Source organism: Ruegeria sp. BG9 (assembly GCF_056538305.1).
The window spans coordinates 192,325-213,514 of sequence record NZ_JBQFSY010000003.1; the positions used below are offsets into that span (position 1 = coordinate 192,325).

22 protein-coding genes and 1 riboswitch are annotated in these 21,190 nt (G+C 58.7%); of the genes, 12 read left to right on the forward strand and 10 right to left on the reverse strand.

The annotated features are described in order from the left end of the window. Positions 1-39 precede the first annotated feature (39 nt). The 6 genes from rpiA to ACR0I8_RS06845 all read left to right on the forward strand — a co-directional run bounded on the left by rpiA (position 40) and on the right by ACR0I8_RS06845 (position 6,223). Positions 40-828, forward strand: a complete 789-nt coding sequence (gene rpiA, locus ACR0I8_RS06820; RefSeq protein WP_170457893.1) for a ribose-5-phosphate isomerase RpiA — start codon at positions 40-42, stop codon at positions 826-828. Between the two features lie 124 nt (positions 829-952). Further along, positions 953-2,311 carry a glutathione-disulfide reductase gene (gene gor / locus ACR0I8_RS06825; RefSeq protein WP_170677561.1) on the forward strand — a complete coding sequence of 453 codons (1,359 nt, stop codon included), beginning with the start codon at positions 953-955 and terminating at the stop codon, positions 2,309-2,311. A gap of 72 nt (positions 2,312-2,383) precedes the next feature. After that, entirely contained in the window at positions 2,384-3,529 is a 1,146-nt protein-coding gene (gene hflK / locus ACR0I8_RS06830; protein WP_170470140.1) for an FtsH protease activity modulator HflK, read from the forward strand. After that, entirely contained in the window at positions 3,529-4,407 is an 879-nt protein-coding gene (gene hflC / locus ACR0I8_RS06835) for a protease modulator HflC (RefSeq protein ID WP_170689879.1), read from the forward strand. Before hflK ends, hflC begins: the two co-directional genes overlap by 1 nt. Beyond that, complete coding sequence (locus tag ACR0I8_RS06840; protein WP_170381551.1) at positions 4,407-4,601, forward strand: DUF2065 domain-containing protein; 195 nt, start codon at positions 4,407-4,409, stop codon at positions 4,599-4,601. Before hflC ends, ACR0I8_RS06840 begins: the two co-directional genes overlap by 1 nt. A gap of 185 nt (positions 4,602-4,786) precedes the next feature. After that, the gene (locus ACR0I8_RS06845) at positions 4,787-6,223 is read left to right on the forward strand and encodes a Do family serine endopeptidase (RefSeq protein WP_170642501.1); all 1,437 of its coding nucleotides are present in this window, start codon (positions 4,787-4,789) and stop codon (positions 6,221-6,223) included. Between the two features lie 222 nt (positions 6,224-6,445). Here ACR0I8_RS06845 and ACR0I8_RS06850 read toward each other — a convergent pair whose 3' ends face one another. From ACR0I8_RS06850 to ACR0I8_RS06870, 5 genes are all read right to left on the reverse strand, one after another. Then, positions 6,446-7,114, reverse strand: coding sequence for a Crp/Fnr family transcriptional regulator (locus tag ACR0I8_RS06850; RefSeq protein WP_170376330.1), 669 nt, complete (start codon positions 7,112-7,114; stop codon positions 6,446-6,448). Positions 7,115-7,235: 121 nt separating this feature from the next. Continuing rightward, complete coding sequence (locus ACR0I8_RS06855; protein WP_170689882.1) at positions 7,236-7,841, reverse strand: inner membrane-spanning protein YciB; 606 nt, start codon at positions 7,839-7,841, stop codon at positions 7,236-7,238. Between the two features lie 16 nt (positions 7,842-7,857). Beyond that, positions 7,858-8,760, reverse strand: a complete 903-nt coding sequence (locus ACR0I8_RS06860; RefSeq protein WP_170689884.1) for a DMT family transporter — start codon at positions 8,758-8,760, stop codon at positions 7,858-7,860. An 86-nt stretch (positions 8,761-8,846) separates the two neighbouring features. Beyond that, entirely contained in the window at positions 8,847-9,950 is a 1,104-nt protein-coding gene (gene ftsY, locus ACR0I8_RS06865) for a signal recognition particle-docking protein FtsY (protein WP_170689886.1), read from the reverse strand. A gap of 59 nt (positions 9,951-10,009) precedes the next feature. Beyond that, positions 10,010-10,648, reverse strand: a complete 639-nt coding sequence (locus ACR0I8_RS06870) for a lysoplasmalogenase (RefSeq protein WP_170689887.1) — start codon at positions 10,646-10,648, stop codon at positions 10,010-10,012. A gap of 129 nt (positions 10,649-10,777) precedes the next feature. Here ACR0I8_RS06870 and ACR0I8_RS06875 point away from each other — a divergent pair, with 129 nt between their 5' ends. Further along, positions 10,778-11,173, forward strand: coding sequence for a hypothetical protein (locus ACR0I8_RS06875; protein WP_480702922.1), 396 nt, complete (start codon positions 10,778-10,780; stop codon positions 11,171-11,173). A 3-nt stretch (positions 11,174-11,176) separates the two neighbouring features. Here ACR0I8_RS06875 and xseA read toward each other — a convergent pair whose 3' ends face one another. Continuing rightward, the gene (gene xseA, locus ACR0I8_RS06880; protein WP_170689889.1) at positions 11,177-12,661 is read right to left on the reverse strand and encodes an exodeoxyribonuclease VII large subunit; all 1,485 of its coding nucleotides are present in this window, start codon (positions 12,659-12,661) and stop codon (positions 11,177-11,179) included. A 76-nt stretch (positions 12,662-12,737) separates the two neighbouring features. Between xseA and purD the strand changes: the two genes are divergently transcribed. Next, on the forward strand, positions 12,738-14,000 hold the full coding sequence (purD, locus tag ACR0I8_RS06885; RefSeq protein ID WP_170689891.1) for a phosphoribosylamine--glycine ligase: 1,263 nt from the start codon (positions 12,738-12,740) through the stop codon (positions 13,998-14,000). 80 nt (positions 14,001-14,080) lie between these two features. On the opposite strand, the gene ACR0I8_RS06890 is transcribed toward purD, so the two are convergent. Together ACR0I8_RS06890 and ACR0I8_RS06895 are read right to left on the reverse strand one after the other, a co-directional pair. Next, positions 14,081-14,848 carry an FG-GAP repeat domain-containing protein gene (locus tag ACR0I8_RS06890; RefSeq protein WP_170689892.1) on the reverse strand — a complete coding sequence of 256 codons (768 nt, stop codon included), beginning with the start codon at positions 14,846-14,848 and terminating at the stop codon, positions 14,081-14,083. Then, complete coding sequence (locus ACR0I8_RS06895; RefSeq protein ID WP_170376365.1) at positions 14,848-15,171, reverse strand: 2Fe-2S iron-sulfur cluster-binding protein; 324 nt, start codon at positions 15,169-15,171, stop codon at positions 14,848-14,850. Before ACR0I8_RS06895 ends, ACR0I8_RS06890 begins: the two co-directional genes overlap by 1 nt. Before the next feature lie 127 nt (positions 15,172-15,298). Between ACR0I8_RS06895 and ACR0I8_RS06900 the strand changes: the two genes are divergently transcribed. Beyond that, the gene (locus tag ACR0I8_RS06900) at positions 15,299-15,679 is read left to right on the forward strand and encodes an OB-fold nucleic acid binding domain-containing protein (RefSeq protein ID WP_170689893.1); all 381 of its coding nucleotides are present in this window, start codon (positions 15,299-15,301) and stop codon (positions 15,677-15,679) included. Between the two features lie 101 nt (positions 15,680-15,780). After that, positions 15,781-16,680 (forward strand): hypothetical protein, encoded by a 900-nt coding sequence (locus ACR0I8_RS06905; protein WP_170689895.1) that lies wholly within the window; start codon positions 15,781-15,783, stop codon positions 16,678-16,680. A gap of 28 nt (positions 16,681-16,708) precedes the next feature. Here the strand turns inward: ACR0I8_RS06905 and ACR0I8_RS06910 are convergent, their stop codons facing one another. After that, a complete protein-coding gene (locus tag ACR0I8_RS06910; RefSeq protein WP_170689896.1) occupies positions 16,709-17,398 on the reverse strand; it encodes a glutathione S-transferase N-terminal domain-containing protein in 690 nt (229 codons plus the stop codon). A gap of 23 nt (positions 17,399-17,421) precedes the next feature. Then, on the reverse strand, positions 17,422-18,357 hold the full coding sequence (locus ACR0I8_RS06915; protein WP_170689898.1) for a DUF726 domain-containing protein: 936 nt from the start codon (positions 18,355-18,357) through the stop codon (positions 17,422-17,424). 132 nt (positions 18,358-18,489) lie between these two features. Then, positions 18,490-18,567, forward strand: a riboswitch (SAM riboswitch). A gap of 65 nt (positions 18,568-18,632) precedes the next feature. Here ACR0I8_RS06915 and metZ point away from each other — a divergent pair. Further along, complete coding sequence (metZ, locus tag ACR0I8_RS06920; protein WP_170376376.1) at positions 18,633-19,826, forward strand: O-succinylhomoserine sulfhydrylase; 1,194 nt, start codon at positions 18,633-18,635, stop codon at positions 19,824-19,826. Positions 19,827-20,045: 219 nt separating this feature from the next. Continuing rightward, positions 20,046-21,149, forward strand: coding sequence for a GTP cyclohydrolase FolE2 (gene folE2, locus ACR0I8_RS06925; protein WP_170689900.1), 1,104 nt, complete (start codon positions 20,046-20,048; stop codon positions 21,147-21,149). Positions 21,150-21,190 lie beyond the last annotated feature (41 nt).

Consider the following 21,190-nt stretch of genomic DNA (forward strand, 5'->3'; position numbering starts at 1 on the left):
TGCATATAAGTCTTGCAGACTATTTGGGGAAGACTGCCAATGACCGCGGATTTGTCGCCAATCGACACAGCCAAATACGTTGCGGCGTACCGCGCGGCCGACATGGTCGAAGACGGAATGCGGGTGGGGCTGGGCACCGGCTCGACCGCCGCCTGGCTTGTTCGCCGTCTGGGCGAGCGTGTCCAGCAAGAAGGCCTGCGCATCAAGGGCGTACCAACCTCAACCCGAACCGCGCAACTGGCGCGTGAAGTCGGGATCGAGGTCGTGTCGCTGGATCAGGCCGGATGGTTGGACCTGACGATTGACGGCGCGGATGAGTTCGACGGTGATTTGAACCTGATCAAAGGCGGAGGCGGTGCGCATCTACAGGAAAAAATCGTGGCAACTGCCAGCGACCAGATGGTGGTGATCGCTGATGCCGGGAAAGAGGTCGAAACGCTCGGCGCATTCCCGCTGCCGGTCGAGGTGATCCCATTTGGCTGGCAGACTACTCGAACGCTGATCGAAGAAGTTCTGGATACGATGGATGTGCTTGGCACCAATTCAGCCCTTCGCATGAATGGTGAGGCCCCATTTGTGACCGATGAAGGTAACCATATCCTAGACCTGCATCTGCAGCGGATCGGCAATGCCCGGCAGATGGCGCTGGTTTTGAACCAGGTGCCGGGTGTCGTCGAGAACGGGCTGTTCATAGATATCTGCGACAAGGTCGTTGTGGGCTACGGCGATGGTCGGGTCGAGCTGCGCGATATCAATGCCGGAACCGTTGAGTTGGACCAGTTCCTTGATGGCGCCAAGGACAACCTATTTTCGGATTTTTCGGACTGAGTGGAAGGCGCCATCCCAAGGACGTGTTGGAGTATACTGGAAATTTACGCCTTTGGGGGTTGGCAGGGCGGTTTTCGCGCCCAGATATCCAAAGAATTTTGCAAGCTGAATGAAGGAACCCAGCATGAGCTTTGACTATGATCTCTTCGTAATCGGCGGAGGCTCGGGTGGGGTCCGCGCGGCGCGCGTAGCAGCGGGCGAAAACGGCGCCAAGGTGGCGCTGGCGGAAGAGGATCGGTACGGCGGCACTTGCGTTATCCGTGGCTGCGTTCCAAAGAAACTTATGGTCTTCGCCAGCGAATATTCGGGGATGGTCGGTGACGCGCAGGCTTATGGCTGGGACATTCAGCCCGGAGCGTTCAACTGGAACACCTTCCACGGCAAGCTGGTGACGGAACTGGATCGGCTGGAAGGTATTTACCGCAACATCCTGAAAAACAACGGTGTCGAGAGCTTTGATCAGCGCGCCCATGTAGTCGATCCGCATACGGTTGAATTGGCCGATGGCACACGCAAAACTGCCAAGCATATCCTGATTGCGACGGGTGGCCGTCCGGTTGTTCCAGACTTTCCCGGCTCGGATCTGGCGATCACCTCGAATGAAATCTTCCACCTTGAGAAGCTGCCCGAAAGCATCCTGATCGTCGGCGGCGGCTATATCGCCAGCGAGTTTGCCGGGATTATGAACGGGCTTGGCGTCAAGACCACTCAGTTCTACCGCGGTGCGCAGATCCTGCGTGGCTTTGACGAAGAAGCGCGTGGCCTGATCTGTGAAGAGATGCGTCAGAACGGCATCGACGTGCGTTTGGGCACCAATGTGCTTGAGATGACCAAAGAGGGCGACAAGATCCGGGTCAAAGCCACCGACGGGACCGAGGATCATTTCGACGTGGTCATGTATGCCACCGGGCGTACTCCGAATGCGGACAACCTGGGGCTTGAGGACGTGGGCGTCGAGCGTGGTCGCAAGGGCGAGATCATCGTGGATGAGTACAGCCAGACCGGCGTGCCCTCGATTTATGCGATTGGTGATGTGACCGATCGTGTGAACCTGACCCCGGTTGCGATCCGCGAAGGCATGGCCTTTGTTGAGACCGTCTTCAAAGGCAACCCGACCCCAGTGGATCATGAGCTGATCCCTACCGCGATTTTCACCCAGCCCGAATTCGGCACGGTGGGCCTCAGCGAGGAAGAGGCGGCCGCGCAGGAACCGATCGAGGTCTATGCGACCTCGTTCAAGCCGATGCAGAAATCTTTTGCCGGTGGCACTCAGCGGGTTCTGATGAAGCTGATCGTCTCTCAGGCGACGCGCAAGGTGTTGGGTTGCCACATCGTGGCGCCTGGCGCGGGTGAGATGATCCAGCTGGCGGGCATTGCCGTCAAAATGGGCGCGACCAAGGAAGATTTCGACCGCACGGTTGCAGTTCACCCGGTCATGGCCGAAGAACTGGTGACAATGCGGCAACCTGTACGCACGGCTTGATTTGCAACTGCGCGCAACCAAGTTACAAGGAACACCGTGATCACACGGTCAAACACAAGGGAATAGACACATATGGCGGGCAACAGCGGTGGCCCCTGGGGGGGCGGAGGCTCCTCTGGTGGTGGAGGAAATCGGGGTAATAACGGCGACGGGCGCAAGCCTCCCGAAGGGGAGAGCCCGCAGATCCCCGAGATCGATGAGCTGATGAAAAAAGGGCAAGAGCAGCTGCGCGTCCTCATGGGCGGTCGCGGCGGCGGCGGCCGTGGCAGCAACGGTTCAGGCGGTGGCGGCGGTGGCCCGATCTTTACCAAAGGCACTGTGGCAATTGGCGCATTGGTCGCGATCGGCCTCTGGGCTGCGGCCAGCTTTTACACCGTCAAGCCGGAAGAACAGTCAGTTGAACTGTTCCTAGGCGAATTTTCGGCTGTCGGAAATCCCGGTCTGAACTTTGCACCTTGGCCGTTCGTAACTGCCGAAGTCATCCCTGTTACACGGGAACAGAACGAAGATATGGGCGGCGCGCGTGGCAGCGACGATGGTCTGATGCTGACCGGTGACGAAAACGTGGTCGATATCGACTATCAGGTCGTTTGGAATATCAACGACCCCGCCAAGTTCCTCTTTAACCTGCGCGACCCGCGTCAAACGATTCAGGCTGTGTCAGAGTCGGCGATGCGTGAGATTATCGCGCAAAGCGAACTTGCTCCGATCCTGAACAGAGACCGCGGCATTATCGCAGAACGTCTGCAAGAACTGATTCAGGCGACAATGGACAGCTACGATTCGGGTGTGAACATAGTCCGCGTGAACTTCGACAAGGCTGACCCGCCGCAGGACGTTATTGCCGCGTTCCGTGACGTTCAGGCCGCTGCGCAGGAAAGGGATCGTCTGCAGAACGTCGCTGATGCCTACGCCAACCGTGTTCTAGCGGAAGCGCGTGGTGAAGCTGCTCAGGTTCTGGAAGAGGCCGAAGCCTATCGCGCCCAACAGATCAACAGCGCCCAAGGTGAGGCCAGCCGCTTCAGCGCGGTTCTGGAGGAATACTCCAAAGCGCCGGATGTGACCCGCAAGCGTCTGTATCTGGAGCGCATGGAGCAGGTTCTGGGTGACGTGGACAAGATTATCCTGGACGAAAACACCGGCGGCTCGGGGCAGGGCGTTGTGCCGTACCTGCCGTTGAATGAACTGCGTCGTACCCCTGCAGCGGAGAGCAACTGATGCGTAAAACGACATTTATCCTACCCGTCGTCTTCCTCGCGATTGTCGGTGTTCTGTCCTCGATCTTCATCGTGGATGAGCGTGAACGCGCTCTGGTTCTGCAGTTTGGTCGCGTTGTTGCGGTCAAGGAAGAGCCCGGGTTGGCGTTTAAAATCCCTCTGATCCAAGAGGTTGTGCGCTACGATGACCGCATTCTGTCGATCGACGTGCAGCCACTTGAGGTGACACCCCTTGATGACCGTCGTCTGGTGGTTGATGCCTTCGCACGCTACCGGATTTCGGATCTGGAGCAGTTCCGTCAGGCCGTTGGTGTTGGTGGTATTCCGGTGGCCGAGGACCGTCTGGATCGTATCCTTCGCGCGGAAACTCGGGAGGTTCTGGGTTCGGTCTCCTCGCGGGATATCCTGAGCTCTGACCGTGCGGCTCTGATGCTGCGTATCCGCAACAGCGCAATCGCCGAAGCGCGCGCGCTGGGCGTTAACGTCATCGACGTGCGTCTGAAAGCAACCGACCTGCCGCAGGCGAACCTTGAGGCGACCTTTGACCGGATGAAAGCCGAGCGGGAACGCGAAGCAACCGACGAACGCGCCCGTGGTAACGAGGCCGCGCAGCGTGTCCGTGCGCAGGCGGACCGGACCGTGGTTGAACTGGTGTCAGACGCCAACCGCGAGGCTGAGATCATCCGCGGTGAGGCAGACGCCGAACGCAACGCGATCTTCGCAGAAGCCTTTGGCAAAGACCCTGAGTTCTTTGAATTCTACCGCTCGCTGTCAGCTTATGAGCGCGCGTTGCAGGGCGGGAACAGCTCAATGGTCCTCAGCCCGGATTCGGAGTTCTTCAATTACCTGAAGTCGCCCACCGGGCAGGCGACCCAGTAATGGGTATGATCCTTCTGGCCTTCGGGCTGGTGCTGATTGTCGAGGGGCTGGCCTATGCGCTGGCCCCTTCGCTTATTGAACGTATGTTAGAGGCGCTGCGGACGCTGCCAGAACAGGCGCGGCGTTTGGCAGGGCTGCTCTGTGTTGTTAGCGGTCTGGTGCTGCTTTGGGGTGCCTATCAGCTGGGGTTTTGATGCCCTGACCTCACTTGCCGGTGATTTCCCCGCGATCCTCAGTTGCGAGCGTGATCAAACCGACTACATTGGGTGGAAAGATGGTCTGCCTTAGGGCGGTCTGTATGAAATTGACGACAAGGAGTTCCCAAGTGCAGGCACAAGCGCGCAGTATTTCCGTCCGGCGGGACGATGGTGTTGGTTTCATGCGACTGATGTGGCTGGCCTTCGGAGCGATGGTTCTGATCGCAGCGCAAACAGTTGCGGCGTATGCGCGTGGGGAAAGCCTTGCGCCGCTGGCGGAACAGATCAGCCCGGCGGTGGTCAATATCACCACATCGACCCTGATCGAAGGCCAGACCGGGCCGCAGGGGATCGTGCCCGAGGGCTCTCCGTTCGAAGATTTCTTCCGCGAGTTTCAGGATCGCAACGGCGATAATGGCGACCGCCCGCGCCGCAGCAACGCGCTGGGGTCGGGGTTCGTGATCTCGGAAGATGGCTTTATCGTCACCAATAACCACGTGATCGCCGAGGCCGATGAGATCCTGATTGAGTTCTTCCCTGGCGACGGTCAGCCCGTGAAGGAACTGCCTGCAAAGGTAATCGGTACGGATGAGAAGACTGATATCGCACTGTTGAAGGTAGAAGCCTCGGGTCCGCTGCAATACGTTCAGTTCGGCGACAGCGACACGGCGCGAGTTGGCGACTGGGTGATTGCCATGGGCAACCCGCTGGGGCAGGGGTTCTCGGTTTCGGCGGGGATCGTTTCCGCCCGTAACCGCGCGCTCAGCGGGTCCTATGACGACTACATCCAGACCGACGCGGCGATCAACCGGGGCAACTCGGGTGGTCCCTTATTCAACATGGATGGTCAGGTCATTGGCGTGAACACTGCGATTCTGTCGCCCAACGGCGGCTCGATCGGTATTGGGTTTTCGATGGCCTCGAATGTCGTGACCAAGGTCGTCGACCAGCTGCGTGAGTTCGGCGAAACCCGCCGTGGTTGGCTGGGCGTACGGATTCAGGACGTGACTGAAGATATGGCTGAGGCTATGGGTCTGGATAAACCCGGTGGCGCGCTGATCAGTGATGTACCGGAGGGTCCTGCGAAGGAGGCCGGTCTGAAAGCAGGGGACGTGATCCTCAGCTTTGACGGGGTCGAGGTTGAAGATACCCGCGGTCTGGTGCGTCAGGTCGGCGAGACGACCGTAGGCAAATCAGTTCGTGTGGTCGTACATCGCGATGGTGGCACTCAGACTATTCTGGTCACTCTGGGGCGCCGTGAGGATGCGGAGCGTGCCGAAACGAGTGAGGAAGATACTCCGGACGCGCCAACCGATGAAAACGCCGACATTCTCGGCCTGACTATTTCGCCGCTGACAGATACGCTGCGTGAAGATCTGGGGCTGGATGCCGAGGCGGACGGTCTGGTTGTGACCGAGGTTGACGAAGCCTCGGAGGCCTTTGCGAAAGGTCTGCGCGCAGGTGATCTGATCACCGAAGCCGGGCAGCAGAAGGTCGAATCCATCAGTGACCTTGAGGCGCGTATTGAAGAAGCTACTGAAGCCGGGCGCAAATCACTGCTGTTGTTGGTGCGCCGTGGCGGCGACCCGCGCTTTGTCGCGCTGAGCCTTGAAAACTAAGCTCATCACATAGCTACCGAAAAGGGCCTGGGATTTCCCCGGCCTTTTCATGTCTTTTTGGTCCGGCCGAAAGAAAATAAGCCATATGCCTTTTGGGCATATGGCTTAGGTACAGGGAGAGATCAGCGGACAGATATCGGGGATGATTACTGACCTCCTACGGTAACAGTTTTACCCTAGGGCACTGACTTCTGAGTCGTCTGTGAACAAGATCACAAAAGGTCAGATCAAGTCCGATTCAGCCAAAGCGCGCAAAGCTTCGATGTCGTGGATCAGCAATCCGCCCCGCGAAGCTTCGACCACATTGTCGCGTTTCCATATCGAAATGGTTTTCGAGACGGCCTCACGCGTGGCCCCAACGAATTCGGCCAATTCACTTTGCGACAGGGTAATGCGTTCGGTGGGATCGTCCTGCAGAGACGACAGGTGCAGCAGTTTGCGCGCCAGTCGAATCGGCATCGGCAGAAAGACCTGCTCGTTCAATTGTGAACTCATTGACCGCATCCGCAATCCGGCCAGACGGACCATATCAACCGCAAGATCGGGGTGTTGACGGATTTGCTCCATCACGTCCCTGCGACGTACGCGCAGAACCCGAGAAGGTTCAGCAGCTGCAACTGTAGCAGTGCGAGGGCCGCTGTCGAACAGGGCAATCTCACCGAAGACTTCGCCTGGACGCATGAGCGTCAGCGCCAGCTTCCGGCCGCTCATGGCCAGGAAGGACACTTCGAGCGTCCCTTCGACGATGGCATAAAGCGCATCGCCTTCATCGTCCTGATCGAACAGGGTTTCGTTTTTATCCAAAGAGATTTCCGTCGCCAGCGCCGAGAGCATCTCGCGCAGGCCTTCGGATGCATCGGACAGGAAGCCGCTATTTGGGAATACCGCCATTCGGGTACTAATCTCCGGAGTAGGATGGTGAGTGGTTACTCAATTATTCACAGCAAGGTCAACAAGCCAAGTGGTTTCCTCGGATGAGTGTCAAACTGATACCAAAGAGGCTTTGGGTCGACTACTGGCGATCGGCGTCTTCCAGATAGCTCTGCAGGCGGTGGAACTGGTACATCAGGAAGGCCATTAGCGCGATGGGAAAGGCGAAGGTTTCGATCTTGACCCACAGATCGGTGGACATGGTGCGCCAGACGATCTCATTGGCGATGGCCAGAACGGCAAAGCAAGCACAGAGGCGCCGCGTCAGGATCATCCAACCTTCGTGTTTCATCGGTAGCATCTCGTCCAGAACGTAGGCGAGGTAGGACTTGCCCTGAAGCAAACCGATCCCCAGAATGACCGAGAAGAACCCGTAGACCAGCGTGGTTTTCATTTTGAAGAACCGCTCATCATTGAACCAGGCGGTCAGGCCACCAAAGAAGATCACCATGAAAGCGGTGAAAATCTGCATCCGGCTGAGCTTGCCAGTCAGGAACCACAAGATACCCATTGCCGCCAGCATCAGCGGGACAAAGAGGATGGTTGCGATAATGAAGCCTGAATACTCGATGCCGCCGATCAGAAAGCTGTCATCTCGCAGTCGCAGGTAGATAAAGAAGAAGGCCAGCGGGGGCCCCAGCTCCAGCACCTGTTTCAGAAACGGGTTGATCTCTTTTTTGCCTGTCATCGTGGTGTCCTGCTGTTCATCCGCCCATTTCAACGATTACAGCGCCCAATGCAATCAGTGCCATCAGGGCGATGCGTCTTGGGCCAACGGTTTCTTTCAAAACCAGCCAGCCGATCAAGGCTGCAAATACAGTTGATGTTTCGCGCAGTACAGCCGCTTCTCCGACTTTGTCCAATCGGGTGGCCAGCATGATGGCTCCGAATGACAGCGGCGCGATCAAGCCGCCTGCGAGCCCGCGCAGCATCAGCGGACCTGGGGAAGGGCGGTTGATCATGGCACGCCATCTGAGGAACGCGTAGATCGGCATCGCGAAGCCGTCGATCATGAAGAACCAGGCCAGAAAGGTGAACGGATCGGCGGTGGCGCGGATGCCATAGGCGTCATAAGTCGTGTAGAGCGCCACGAAAAGGCCGGTGGCAATCGCCAGGGTGAGCGCGATACCCAGAGTCTCACGATTGGTTTCCAGAAACCGGAAGTTATAGGCAGCCAGCCCGAAGATACCGGCCAGAAGGACGGCCACACCGAACCATTGCGTGCCTGTGAAGGTTTCTCCGAACAGAAGGTAGGCTCCGATCACAGTGAAAAGTGGGCCGGTACCGCGAACAACCGGGTAAACCACCGTGTAGGAGCCTTTGGTATAGGCCAAGGCCTGAAGGATCTTGTAGGTGATGTGGATCAGCCAGACGATGCCGAAAATGGGCCACATATAGGGTTCGGGCCATGGCACGACGAATAGGGCAAAGGGGATCGCCATCAGGCAATAGCAGGCGTCGATGGCCCCACGAGACAGCCACGGATCGTGGCGGCCCTTTTGCAGTGCTCCGAAGACCGCGTGCAGGAAGGCGGCCATCAACGCCAGGCCAAGGGCGAGATTGTGGCCCGCTTCGGTGCCTTCGAGTGAGATCAGCCAGTCGCTCAATTGTCAGAACTTGTCCAGTGTGACGAGGCTGGGGGCCGTCTGCCCCCAGACCCCCGAGGATATTTTCAGCCAGATGAAGAGGCGGATCAGTTTTGGTCGAGGCCGGTCAGGGCCGCTGCGAATTCTTCGGGGTCGAACGGGGCGAGGTCGTCTATTTGCTCTCCGACGCCGATGGCATGGATGGGCAGGCCGAACTTGTCGGCAAGCGCGACCAGCACGCCGCCTTTGGCTGTGCCGTCCAGTTTGGTCATCACAAGGCCCGACACGTCGGCGAGTTTGCGGAAGGTTTCCACTTGGCTGAGGGCGTTCTGGCCCGTGGTCGCATCCAGCACAAGCAGCGTGTTGTGCGGCGCGGTTTCATCGACCTTGCGGATCACGCGGACGATCTTGGCCAGTTCCTCCATCAGGTCGGCTCGGTTTTGCAGGCGGCCTGCGGTATCGATCATCAGAAGGTCGGCACCGTCCTGTTGCGCTTTGGTCAGGGCGTCAAAGGCAAGGCTTGCGGGGTCCGAGCCTTCGGGCGCGGTCAGAACCGGGACGCCAGCGCGGTCACCCCAGACCTGCAGTTGTTCTACGGCGGCGGCGCGAAAGGTATCTCCGGCGGCGATCACGACCTTTTTGCCCGCGGATTTGAACTGGCTGGCCAGTTTGCCGATGGTCGTGGTCTTGCCCGAGCCGTTGACGCCAACCACCAGCACCACTTGCGGGCGTTTGGGATAGATTGGCAGGGGGCGGGCGACCGGTTCCATCACGCGGGCCACTTCCTGCGCCAGCAGTTGTTTGATCTCACGCGACGAGAGTTTGCGGCCAAAACGCCCTTCGGCCATGTTCGAGGTGACGCGCAGGGCCGTGTCGACGCCCATGTCCGAGGCGATCAGCAGCTCTTCGAGCTGTTCCAGCATATCGTCATCCAGGGTCCGGCGGATTTCGGCCTTGGTTTCCGTACGGCTGAAGAGGCGACCCAGCAAACCGCCGGATGCGGGCTGATCTTCTTGCTTAGTCTCGGGTTGCTGAGCAGCTTCCTGCGGCTGCGGCTGCGGCTGCGGCTGCGGGGCGGGTTCAGGCGTCTGCGCCACCGGCTCTGGTGCGGTGGTTTCTTCGCCTCCGTCTTCGACAATGGCGTCCAGCCCTTCCTCAAGACGAGATGAGGATTTGAACAGCTTGTCCTTCAGCTTTGAAAAAAACGCCATTTTCGGTCTCCGCAGGTGTTCCCCTCCACCTAATGTGGATTTGCCGGAGTTGCAAAGGGTCAGGTGAAAGCGATCAGTAGTCCAGCCTGCGCAGCCCAATAAAGAGGCCAGACCAGATAGGGCGTCAGCTTCAGCGCCGGGTGGTCTTGAGGCAGTAGAAACTTCTCGGTTGCAAGCACGAGGTCTGAGGCGATGAATGCCAGTGCCGCAGGTAAGGCCCAACGCAGCATTCCGGTATCGGGCAAAGACAGAACTGCGACGCCCATGCCAAGGATGATCGGGATGTACATCAGAACCGGGAGTTTCAGCTCTCCAGCGCGCGGGGCGAGCAAAGCGGCGGCAACGATCCCCAGAATGAGGAGTGACCAGAAATATCCCGGCCGTTCCAGAATGAGGTCAAAGTTGCTGCTGGGGTGCGTTAGGAACAGCGCGATGTAAGCGAAATGCCCCGCGGCAAACGCGCCGATCCCTGCCATGAAGGTGGTGTCTGACTCTCGCGACAGCAGAGCATCCCCAACCGCGCAGAGGCCCATTGCGACAACCAGCAAGGTCGCGCCTCCGCTGAGGAGGGCGACGAGGGCCAGCACAGCAACCGACGCGGTTTTCAGAACGGTGCGGAGCAAACTTGCCGGGCCCGGGGACAGCGGTAAATAGGCCAAGGCGCACGCGGCGGCGAGCCAGAATAGCAGGTGTGTCACATCGGTCCCCTTTGTCGTATTCGGGACCACTGTTCTTTGCGGTGGCACGCGGCACAATAATGACGTTGGGGCAGGCGAATACCGGCGTGGTGATTGGCCATGCCCGCCCGCATCTGACACTATGGCCTCATGTTGAGGCATCTTGTGATTCTATTGGCGCTGTCGGCGCAGACGGCGGGCGCGCAAACGGCGTTGTCCGGGGCCGAGTTCGATGAGTACACGCAGGGCAAAACCTTGTTTTATGGCTTTGAAGGGCAGGTTTATGGGGTTGAGCGATACTTGCCTAACCGCCGCGTGATCTGGTCGTTTCTGGATGGCCATTGCAAAGAAGGCGTCTGGTATCAGCGCGAGGATCAGATCTGTTTTGTCTACGAGGACCGGCTGGACCCGCAATGCTGGGTGTTCACCAGATCGGGCGGTGGGCTAATCGCACAGTTCGAAGGCGACCCGCAAGCGACCGAACTCTATGAGGCGGAAGACCTCGGGGAAGAGATGGTATGCCTGGGGCCTGAAGTCGGGGTTTAACCGCTAGAACAGCGATCCCTGATCCGGCGCTTCGGGTTTGGTTTTTTTCGCGGCAGGGCGGCCAGATGGACCGGTCGTCAGGCGACCGTCCGAGAATTCGATCTCAAGCACAGCGTGTTTGCCAGCCTGAGCCTTGGTGGTCACGACTTCGCCCTCGGCGCGAACAACCGCGTAGCCCCGCGCCAGCGTTGCCTTGTAGCTGAGCGTTTCGCGTAGGCGGTCGGTTGCTGTCAGTTGTTGGCGCAGGCGCTCTAGTCGGACGGTTTGGGCGGCGTCCAGTCTCTCAGCCAGTCGGGCGGTCGATTGGCGCTGTTGTTCAATCTCGCGCTGAATCGGGCGGAGGGAGAGGCGCGACGACAGGTTACGTAGATGTTCCTGACGGGAGGAGACGACGCCTCGCAAAGTCGAGGGACGCAGATGCGCCGACATTTCGACCAGTTGCAGGCGGCGGTTTTGCACCCCGCGGTTCAATGCGGGCGTCAGGCGTTCTGCGATCAGATCAAGGCGTTGTCGTGGAGAGTTCAACAAGCTATCCGGACGTGGAAGCGCACGCGACACGTCATGCAGACGCTGCGCACGGCGCTGAACCGCATCGCTGGCGGCCCGCGACAGGCGCGCGCCTTGTTCGTTGGTCCAGGCCATCAACTCCATACGTACGGGTACAGCCAATTCCGCGGCGGCCGTTGGCGTAGGCGCGCGGCGATCGGAGACTAAGTCGATCAGCGTCGTGTCCGTCTCGTGCCCCACGGCTGAGATCAGCGGAATCTCTGATGCGGCAGCCGCCCGGGCCACGTTTTCTTCGTTGAACCCCCACAAATCTTCGATTGAGCCGCCTCCGCGTGCAACGATGATCAGATCGGGGCGCGGCAGTGCTCCACCTGGCGTCAGAGCGTTGAAACCTTCGATGGCGCGGGTCACCTCGGGCGCGCAGTTTGCACCCTGTACAGCGACGGGCCAGATCAGAACCTTGCGGGGAAACCGGTCGCGCAAGCGATGCAAAATATCGCGGATCACCGCCCCGGACGGAGAGGTCACGACACCGATGATCTGAGGCAGGTAAGGTAGCGGTTTCTTACGCTCAGGCGCGAATAGTCCTTCGGCCTCTAGCTGTTTTTTACGCTTTTCCAACAGCGCCATCAGCGCGCCTTGACCGGCGACTGCGACTTCATCGACATTCATGTTGTATTTGGATTGCGCGCCGAATGCTGTGAGGCGACCGGTGACGACGACCTCCAAGCCTTCTTCGGGGACAACGGACAGGCCGGAAATCTGCCCCTTCCACGTGGTGCAGGCCAGAACGTTCCGGTCGTCCTTGATGTCATAATACAGATGACCCGAGCGCGCCTTGAACACGCGCCCGACCTCGCCGCGTACACGGATTCGCCCGAACGAGCCCTCTAGCGTGCGCTTCACCTCGCCAGAAATCTCGGAAACTGAGTATTCGGGAGTGTTTTGGCCGGGAATTGGGTCGTCAAGCAGGTCGGACATTTCAGCGCCTTGTGTCAAATGCCGTGCCAGCTTAGAACGCCGCGCAGGCGAGGCCAAGCAGATCGGAGACGACCTTATGAACATTCTTATTCTCGGCAGCGGTGGGCGTGAACACAGCCTCGCTTGGGCGGTGATGCAGAACCCCAAATGCGACCGTCTGATCGTTGCGCCAGGCAATGCCGGGATCGCCCAGATCGCCGAATGCGCGTCGCTGGATATCGAGAATGGCGGTGCGGTTGTCAATTTCGCCGAGGCCAACGCGATTGACTTCGTGATTGTTGGCCCCGAGGCGCCTTTGGCCGCTGGCGTGGCCGACCGCTTGCGTGAAGCCGGTGTGCTGGTGTTTGGCCCCTCTGCCGAAGCGGCCCGATTGGAAGCCTCGAAAAGTTTCACCAAGGAGATTTGCGATGCCTCGGGCGCGCCTACCGCCGCCTATGCAAGGTTCACCGAAGCCGCGCCCGCCAAGGCCTACATCCAAGAGCAGGGCGCTCCGATCGTGGTCAAGGCTGATGGTCTGGCGGCGGGCAAGGGCGTGATTGTGGCGATGGACGAGCAGACCGCTCTGGACGCAATTGACGACATGTTTGGCGGGGCCTTCGGTGGGGCGGGTGCCGAGGTTGTCATCGAAGAGTTTATGGACGGAGAAGAAGCCTCACTGTTCGTTCTCTGCGACGGAGAGAACATCCTGTCCATCGGCACCGCGCAGGATCACAAGCGCGTGGGCGAGGGGGATACAGGTCTGAACACCGGTGGGATGGGGGCCTATTCCCCGGCTCCGGTTCTGAGCGCCGAGATTGAGGCGCGAGCGATGGATGAAATCATCCGCCCAACCATGGCCGAGATGAAGCGCCGGGGCGCGCCGTTCCAAGGGGTTCTCTACGCTGGTCTGATGATCAAGGACGGGCAGCCGCGTTTGGTGGAATACAACGTCCGGTTTGGCGATCCCGAATGTCAGGTTTTGATGATGCGTCTTGGGGCGCAGGCGATGGACCTGATGCATGCCGCAGCCGAAGGGCGCTTGGAAGAGACGCGGGTGAACTGGGCCGATGATCATGCGATGACCATTGTCATGGCTGCCAACGGGTATCCGGGTGCCTATGAGAAAGGCTCGGTTATCAAAGGTTTGGATAACCTTCCTGAAGACAGCAGCAACATGGTTTTTCATGCGGGGACAAAGGCTGTTGAGGGGCAGATACAAGCAGTTGGCGGACGTGTTCTGAACGTCACCGCCCGCGGCGCAACGTTGCAAGAAGCGCGGGATCGGGCCTATGCCATGGTTGACGGGGTGGATTGGCCCGAGGGTTTTTATCGCCGCGATATTGGGTGGCGGGCGCTTTGACTTTGATGTGGGTCAGGGGGCTTTGCCCCCTCGGCCTGCGGCCTCTCCCCCAGGATATTTTTAGCCAGATGAAGAGCGGATCAGCACTTTAACGCTTGGTTAATGCTTTGGCGGCCTGTGAAGGGGCCGAGGTCTGACGTGGTCCATCCACTGTTAAAGGTGACGCTGATGATGCGCGACCAGTCGGCGCTGGCTGTGATCAGTTCTGGCGTCTCGCCGCAGTCACGCAGGCCGCCAGAGATGTAGTCTTCACCAATGCGATGGTTGGTCAGTCTGGGTAAAGAGGCGATCTCGGCCAACGCGCCATCTTTGTAGCGCCAAATGCGAAGGGTTTTGGCGAGGTGAGGGCGGTCGATATAAGCGATCTCGGTATAGCCATCACCATCCAGATCGGCGGCTCCGATCGGGGCGAGCCAGCGGAAGCGGGTTCCGATATGCGGGGTGGCAGCGATCTTTGTGCCGCTTTCGTCGTAGATTGCAAGTTGTGCGCCAAATTGGGCGTGCGACTCGACCACAACAACTTCGGGCGTTCCGTCCGAGTCCATGTCCACCAGTCGAGGAGAAAGGTCTTCGAAAACACGATCTTGGGGCAGGCGTATCGTCCGCAACGTTTGCGCACTGTCTGAACCGCGCGTTTCGACCCGAAGTTCCAAGGCGCCGTATTCCACGTCGTCCCCCAATACGCCATGGGCGTAGCGTTTTGTGGGTTCGGTAAATCGGGCTTCGATGATTTCCTCTGATGCCGCGGCAGAGCTTACGCCCGCCAGCCACAGGCACAACATCAGTGTTGCGCCGCGTGCCCAACGGTGCCAGGGGCAGGCGGGGAGACGCGGCGCTTTGGAGGGCATCAGATCTGTTTTTCTGGCATTTGCACGACCAGACCGTCCAGTGCGTCCGTCACCTTGATCTGGCAGGTCAGGCGCGAGCGGGCGGGGTCGGGCTCGTAGGCAAAGTCCAGCATGTCCTCTTCCATGTCATCCTTGGCGGGGATTTTCTCGACCCAGTCGGGGTGGATATAGACGTGGCAGGTCGAGCAGGCGCAGGCTCCGCCGCAATCGGCCTCGATGCCGGGAATGTTGTTGTCTCGGGCACCTTCCATAACGGTCAGCCCATTGGCGACGTCGACTGTATGTTCAGTACCGCTATGCTCGACATAGGTGATCTTTGCCATGGCTTGCGTCTTCCTTTTGCGATGTTCGAATTCTTCCTTAATCAAGGCATTTAGGTCTTTCTAGCCTCATTTGCGACTCTGTGCGCCGCGTCTGGACTTTCTGTGTAATTGTTCTATTTTTGTTCTCATGCTTGTTGCCGCGACTTACCCTGATGTTTCAAACCGAACCTGGCCCCGACCGCCGGCCTGTTTGCCTGCCAACCGGTTGGATCAGCCGCCCGAAGGCGCGCGGGTGGCGGTGGCGGGTCTGGTGATCCTGCGGCAGCGACCCGGAACCGCCAAAGGGGTGATCTTTCTGACGCTTGAGGATGAGACGGGGATCGTGAACATCGTGGTCTGGCGCAAGATCTACGAGCAATTCCGCCGCGCGGTGATATCGGGGCGGTTGCTGAGGGTCACGGGCCGAATGCAGAAGGCCGACGCCGTGATCCATGTAATTGCGGAAGAGATCGAGGATATCTCGGGAATGCTGGATGTGCTGGTGCGGGGAGAGGGGGCGTTGGCCTGAAAATTCCAATTCTTATATGCTTGCCATTCGACCGCCACTAGTCGCGCTCAAAGAAAGCGTAAGGTCTTAGTTTCGCCCAATTCCCTGACTACGCGGCAGCTATGAGTTCATTTATTTTCCACACGCATCGTTTGTTGTTGAGATTTGCCGTAGTGATCACTCTGATTGTGATCGCCCTGTCCATTTCGTTTTTCATACAGCAGCTTGATAGAAACATCAGAACTGATTTGGACGTTCAGGCCTATTTTCCCGTTGCGGGTCTGACATTCATTCTGGCATTTTTAGCCGTGCCGAGACTGATGGAGCACGTGGTTGCGCCCGGAACAGTTGGATATGTTCTGTTTCACGCCGTGATATGCCTGTGCGGCGCCGCTCTGGTCATATTGAGTGGATTTATCGTCCTTGATGCCCCGTTGATCTCTTGGGTCGCGCCCAACGACGTCGCGCCGTTTTTCATTTTGGTGTGCGCCGCTTCGTACTGTTGCCTTGCTGTATTGGGGGCCTTTCGTGCAATTTGGCCAGAGGGTGATGAAGATCCTTGGGGTCAGTTCAGAACGCTGCGAAAAGTGCACTATTCCGCCCGGCTGATTGCGTGTTCATTTGCCTTTGTCATCGCTGGCACAATTCTGGGGTCTGTCATATTCCTCAATAGTCCGACGACGACCACCACGGTCGGAGTTTGTATCGTAATGTGGATATTCGCGACTCTGCTTGGCACATCGAAACTCAGCGTGAGGAATTTCGAAAAGCCTATCAGTCTTTGGAATATCGCATTGCAGTTCTGCGTTGCTATGTCCGCGCTTTTCGCCACCAAGCTAACCACTCGGGCCTTTTTGTTTCACACTCGACTGTTCGAGGACTTGTCAGAGCGGGATGCAGTTTACCCGTGGGTTGAAAACGTGTTGATGGCGCCGTTCATTGTGTTTGGGCTTACAAGTATCGTTCTTGTCGTGGCGCGTCAGAAACCGGTTGTTCGCAACATGGCCGAGGTTTTCGCGTAGACTTCTAAAGCTGGCGACCGGGCCTCAGCTAGCGCTTGAACAAAACACTCTGCGCTTGCTTGCTACTGTGATCCCCGCGCAGCTCTGCATACAAGGCGCGTCCGGCTTGCACGCCCGGGCGGGCGCTCACAGCCTCTAGCCAGCGGGCGAAGTGAGGCTTATCGTCCAGAACCTGCTGCTGACCCTCCCAAAGGCTCGCCCAGCCCCAAATCGACATATCGGCGATCGAGTAAAAATCACCTGCGACATATTCATTCTCGGCCAGGCGACGATCCAGCACGCCGTAAAGCCGAGCGACCTCGGTCCGGTAGCGGTCTTTGGCATAGGGCAAGTCCTGCGGAGGCTCGAGGTTGGGGGCATATTTCAGGAAGTGATGCGCCTGACCCGCCATCGGGCCAACGCCGCCCATCTGCCACATCAACCACTCTTCCACCGCAACCCTGTCCCGTTCGGTCGCGCCGTAAAACCGGCCGGTTTTGCGGGCCAGATACATCAGGATCGCGCCACTTTCGAAAACCGTGATTGGCGCACCATCGGGGCCGTCCGGATCGACGATAGCGGGCATGCGGTTATTGGGCGAGATCTTAAGGAACTCTGGTTCGAACTGGTCACCCTTGCCGATATTGATCAGATGCGTGGTGTAGGGCAGCTCCATCTCTTCCAGGGCGATGGAGGCTTTCCAACCGTTCGGGGTGGGCCAGAAATACAGGTCGATCATGATGTCTCCTCAAGCTGAGGGGATCATGAAGCTTTCTGAGCAAACGGCAAGAGGCCCTGTGGGCGGGTTAGGGCAAAAAACCGTGACCAGCGCCTGTGCGGTTTTTCGGGGATACCGCGTTTGAGCCTTTGCAGGCAGAGGCGCTCGGGATCGCGCAGCAAGGCGTTGTAGACGCGCAGCACGCCGGGACGCGTGTAGCTGGACCAGTGGCAGATACGCCGCTCGGGCGCGGCGAGCGGGGAGATCAGCGCCGACAGGTGATCCACCGTGTCCGGGCAATCGATCTGCAATGTGACCGAGTTTGGTGCCGTCAGGCCCGCGCCAATGCTGAGATCACCACGACGGGGTGGCTGGATGAAGGTTTCATAAAGAAAGTCGAATAGATCGTTCTCGCGGCTGATGATGTTGATGAATTCAGCCGCGCGCCCGGCAGGTGTGGTCAGGGCCGCGACGGTGCGGGATTGATAGGCAGCCCCGGTGAGTGAAATGATCCGGCTGAGCGCGCCGGGTGGAATATGATGCAGAGCCTCCAGCGCCACCTCAATACCCATGGAATGGCCGATGAAATGGATCGGACGCTTTGGATTTAAATGATGCACTTTACGAATGACGTCAGCCAGTACCTTGCCCGCTTCAACGGCACGACGTTGCGCTGACCAGAGCGGGCCCCGCGCGTCCCAACCAACGGCAATGGCAAGACCTTCGTCCTCAAACCCGCTACCAAAGCCCAGATGCTGCGGCCAGCTGGGGCTGTACCAGGGCATCGCCTTGGGGTGCAGCGACAGAATATGCCGGTGTGGGCAGGCACCTGCATCGTTGGGCCGATACTTGTATCCGTGGGTCATGATAACGACTGGTCCGTCGGATTGTTGGGCCTCTTGCACAGCCTCAATCAAGGGGCGGGAGGTACCATGCAACTCAGCACGTCCGTTGACAGCATTGATCCTGATTACTGGCATAGCTCTGCCCCATACAAGATGTTGTGGTGTCGCTTTGTCATGGCGCTATGACGTTTCCGTGAATGAACGATTACAGAACCGTGACGTTGCAGGTGTCGGGCTTGACGAATTCGCAACTGCGGCGTAAGGGCAACAACACCACGTGGCGATTTGTTACCGGATTGCGGGCCACGCTAAACAACACCGCTAAAAGGTCAGGATGAAAGGCCCCTTTCGCTTGACCGCGTCTGGGGTTTTTTTGATGCGCCTCTGGGATCGAGGCCGAAAGGAATGACATGAGCGAGAACTGGACCAAACGCACCCAAGCCGTCCATGGCGGCATCCGTCGCAGTCAGTACAATGAGGTGAGCGAAGCGATCTTCCTGACCCAGGGCTTCGTGTACGACACTGCCGAGCAGGCCGAGGCACGGTTCTTGGAATGTGGCCCGGATGAGTTCATCTATGCCCGCTACGGCAACCCGACAGTGTCGATGTTCGAACAGCGCATCGCGGCGCTAGAAGGGGCCGAGGATGCCTTTGCCACGGCGTCCGGCATGGCCGCTGTCAATGGTGCGTTGACCTCGATGCTGAAGGCGGGGGACCATGTGGTCTCGGCCAAGGCGCTGTTCGGGTCGTGTCTGTTCATTCTGGAAAACATCCTGACCCGCTACGGTGTCGAGGTGACGTTTGTCGATGGCACCGATCTTGACCAGTGGAAGGCGGCGATCCGCCCCGACACAAAAGCCGTGTTCTTCGAATCCATGTCGAACCCGACGCTTGAGGTGATCGACATTACTGCCGTTGCGGAACTGGCCCATGCAGTTGGTGCATTGGTTCTGGTGGACAACGTGTTCTCGACCCCGGTGTTCTCGCGTGCGGTCGAGCAGGGCGCGGATGTGGTGATCTATTCGGCGACCAAACATATCGACGGGCAAGGTCGGGCGTTAGGCGGTGTGATCCTTGGCACCAAGGAGTTCATCCGTGGCACCGTCGAACCCTACATGAAACATACTGGCGGTGCGCTCAGCCCGTTCAGCGCGTGGATCATGCTGAAGGGTCTCGAGACGATGGCTTTGCGGGTAAACGCGCAGGCCGCAACGGCGCAGGCTGTGGCTGAGGCGCTGGAAGGCCACTCGGCGCTGGAGCGGACGCTGTATCCGGGTCTGAAAACCCATGCGCAGAATGCTCTGGTGCAGACGCAGCTGGGCGGGAAGGGCGGAACAGTGCTGTCGCTGGACATCAAGGGCGGCAAGGACGCGGCATTTGCGTTTCTCAATGCGCTGACGATCCCGGTGATCTCGAATAATTTGGGGGATGCGAAATCAATCGCGACCCATCCGGCAACCACAACTCATCAGCGTCTGAGTGACGAACAGAAAGATGAACTGGGCATCACACCCGGTCTGATCCGCCTGTCAATCGGTCTTGAGGATGCCAACGATTTGTTGGCCGATATCCAACATGCGTTGGAGGTTTCGCAAGGTCAGTAGAAAACGCCTCAAACCGGTGACGTTTCAGGCAGAGAGGTGGTGCAAACTGCCTCTCTGACCCGAGGAGGCTGGCGGCACACTGTTTCGCTACCGCGCGTAGAATGCCGGATTTACGCTGGGTTTTTTCGATCCATCCTGTTAATTGGCCCGTATCGGGTTAAAATGGATACTGAACTTCAGCCGTTTTAATTTCGACGGCCAACCGAGGAACCTCAGCCTATGAATGTTCACCCCCGTGACATCGACGACGCCCCAAACCGGGAACAGGCCGCGGAAGCGCTGAAATTGCTGCGGCAATGGGCCAAGACCGCGCCTGCGGCCGAGATCAGCCAGCTGGACCCGTCCCTGGCGCGGCTCGTGCCCGGCATGTCGGCGGTGAACTATCCGTCTCTGTCACGTGAATATCCCGAAGGTTTTGTCGCGGACGAGGCCTATCGGGCCACATTGCCCGATCTGCAAAACGGCCCGTCCAGCCTGATCCGGGGGGCCAAGCAGCAGATCCAGCACGTGGGCATCTCGAACTTTCGCCTGCCGATCAGTTTTCACCGCAAGGATGGGGACGACCTGACGCTTGAGACTTCGGTCACCGGCACGGTGAGCCTTGAGGCCGAGAAGAAGGGCATCAACATGTCTCGCATCATGCGGTCCTTTTACAAACACGCCGAGCGGACCTTCAGCTTTGAGGTGATGGAAGCCGCACTGAGCGACTATCTGACCGACCTCGACAGTTTCGACGCGCGCCTACAGATGCGCTTTTCCTATCCGGCCAAGGTGAAAAGCCTGCGCTCTGGCCTCGAGGGCTACCAGTATTACGACATCGCGCTGGAACTGATCGAACAGAACGGTGTGCGCCAGAAGATCATGCATCTGGACTATGTCTATTCCTCGACCTGTCCTTGCTCGCTGGAACTGAGCGAGCACGCCCGGTCTCAGCGCGGACAGTTGGCAACGCCGCACTCGCAGCGCTCGGTCGCGCGGGTTTCAGTGTTGGTGGATTGCGACGCTGATTGCCTGTGGTTTGAAGACCTGATCGAGCTGTGCCGCCGTGCGGTACCGACGGAAACACAGGTCATGGTCAAACGCGAGGATGAACAGGCCTTTGCCGAGTTGAACGCGGCCAATCCGATCTTTGTCGAAGATGCTGCGCGCCTCTTCTGTGCCGAATTGCTGGCCGATCATCACGTCGGCGATTTCCGTGTGATCGCCAGCCATCAGGAGAGCCTGCATAGCCATGATGCGGTCTCGATCCTGACGGAAGGGCCCACATTTGCGACCTCCAGCCTTGATCCGCGTCTGTTCACGACCTTATTCCACGTGGGCTAACCCTCCGGAGATGCGGTAAATTTAGCCGCGTCTTTTCCAAA

Excerpts from the sequence above, each read along its gene's own strand:
- rpiA (WP_170457893.1), top strand. The coding sequence starts at position 40 with ATGACCGCGGATTTGTCGCCAATCGACACAGCCAAATACGTTGCGGCG.
- gor (WP_170677561.1), top strand. The coding sequence starts at position 953 with ATGAGCTTTGACTATGATCTCTTCGTAATCGGCGGAGGCTCGGGTGGG.
- hflK (WP_170470140.1), top strand. The coding sequence starts at position 2,384 with ATGGCGGGCAACAGCGGTGGCCCCTGGGGGGGCGGAGGCTCCTCTGGT.
- hflC (WP_170689879.1), top strand. The coding sequence starts at position 3,529 with ATGCGTAAAACGACATTTATCCTACCCGTCGTCTTCCTCGCGATTGTC.
- ACR0I8_RS06840 (WP_170381551.1), top strand. The coding sequence starts at position 4,407 with ATGGGTATGATCCTTCTGGCCTTCGGGCTGGTGCTGATTGTCGAGGGG.
- ACR0I8_RS06845 (WP_170642501.1), top strand. The coding sequence starts at position 4,787 with ATGCGACTGATGTGGCTGGCCTTCGGAGCGATGGTTCTGATCGCAGCG.
- ACR0I8_RS06850 (WP_170376330.1), bottom strand. The coding sequence starts at position 7,114 with ATGGCGGTATTCCCAAATAGCGGCTTCCTGTCCGATGCATCCGAAGGC.
- ACR0I8_RS06855 (WP_170689882.1), bottom strand. The coding sequence starts at position 7,841 with ATGACAGGCAAAAAAGAGATCAACCCGTTTCTGAAACAGGTGCTGGAG.
- ftsY (WP_170689886.1), bottom strand. The coding sequence starts at position 9,950 with ATGGCGTTTTTTTCAAAGCTGAAGGACAAGCTGTTCAAATCCTCATCT.
- ACR0I8_RS06875 (WP_480702922.1), top strand. The coding sequence starts at position 10,778 with ATGTTGAGGCATCTTGTGATTCTATTGGCGCTGTCGGCGCAGACGGCG.
- xseA (WP_170689889.1), bottom strand. The coding sequence starts at position 12,661 with ATGTCCGACCTGCTTGACGACCCAATTCCCGGCCAAAACACTCCCGAA.
- purD (WP_170689891.1), top strand. The coding sequence starts at position 12,738 with ATGAACATTCTTATTCTCGGCAGCGGTGGGCGTGAACACAGCCTCGCT.
- ACR0I8_RS06890 (WP_170689892.1), bottom strand. The coding sequence starts at position 14,848 with ATGCCCTCCAAAGCGCCGCGTCTCCCCGCCTGCCCCTGGCACCGTTGG.
- ACR0I8_RS06895 (WP_170376365.1), bottom strand. The coding sequence starts at position 15,171 with ATGGCAAAGATCACCTATGTCGAGCATAGCGGTACTGAACATACAGTC.
- ACR0I8_RS06900 (WP_170689893.1), top strand. The coding sequence starts at position 15,299 with ATGCTTGTTGCCGCGACTTACCCTGATGTTTCAAACCGAACCTGGCCC.
- ACR0I8_RS06905 (WP_170689895.1), top strand. The coding sequence starts at position 15,781 with ATGAGTTCATTTATTTTCCACACGCATCGTTTGTTGTTGAGATTTGCC.
- ACR0I8_RS06910 (WP_170689896.1), bottom strand. The coding sequence starts at position 17,398 with ATGATCGACCTGTATTTCTGGCCCACCCCGAACGGTTGGAAAGCCTCC.
- ACR0I8_RS06915 (WP_170689898.1), bottom strand. The coding sequence starts at position 18,357 with ATGCCAGTAATCAGGATCAATGCTGTCAACGGACGTGCTGAGTTGCAT.
- metZ (WP_170376376.1), top strand. The coding sequence starts at position 18,633 with ATGAGCGAGAACTGGACCAAACGCACCCAAGCCGTCCATGGCGGCATC.
- folE2 (WP_170689900.1), top strand. The coding sequence starts at position 20,046 with ATGAATGTTCACCCCCGTGACATCGACGACGCCCCAAACCGGGAACAG.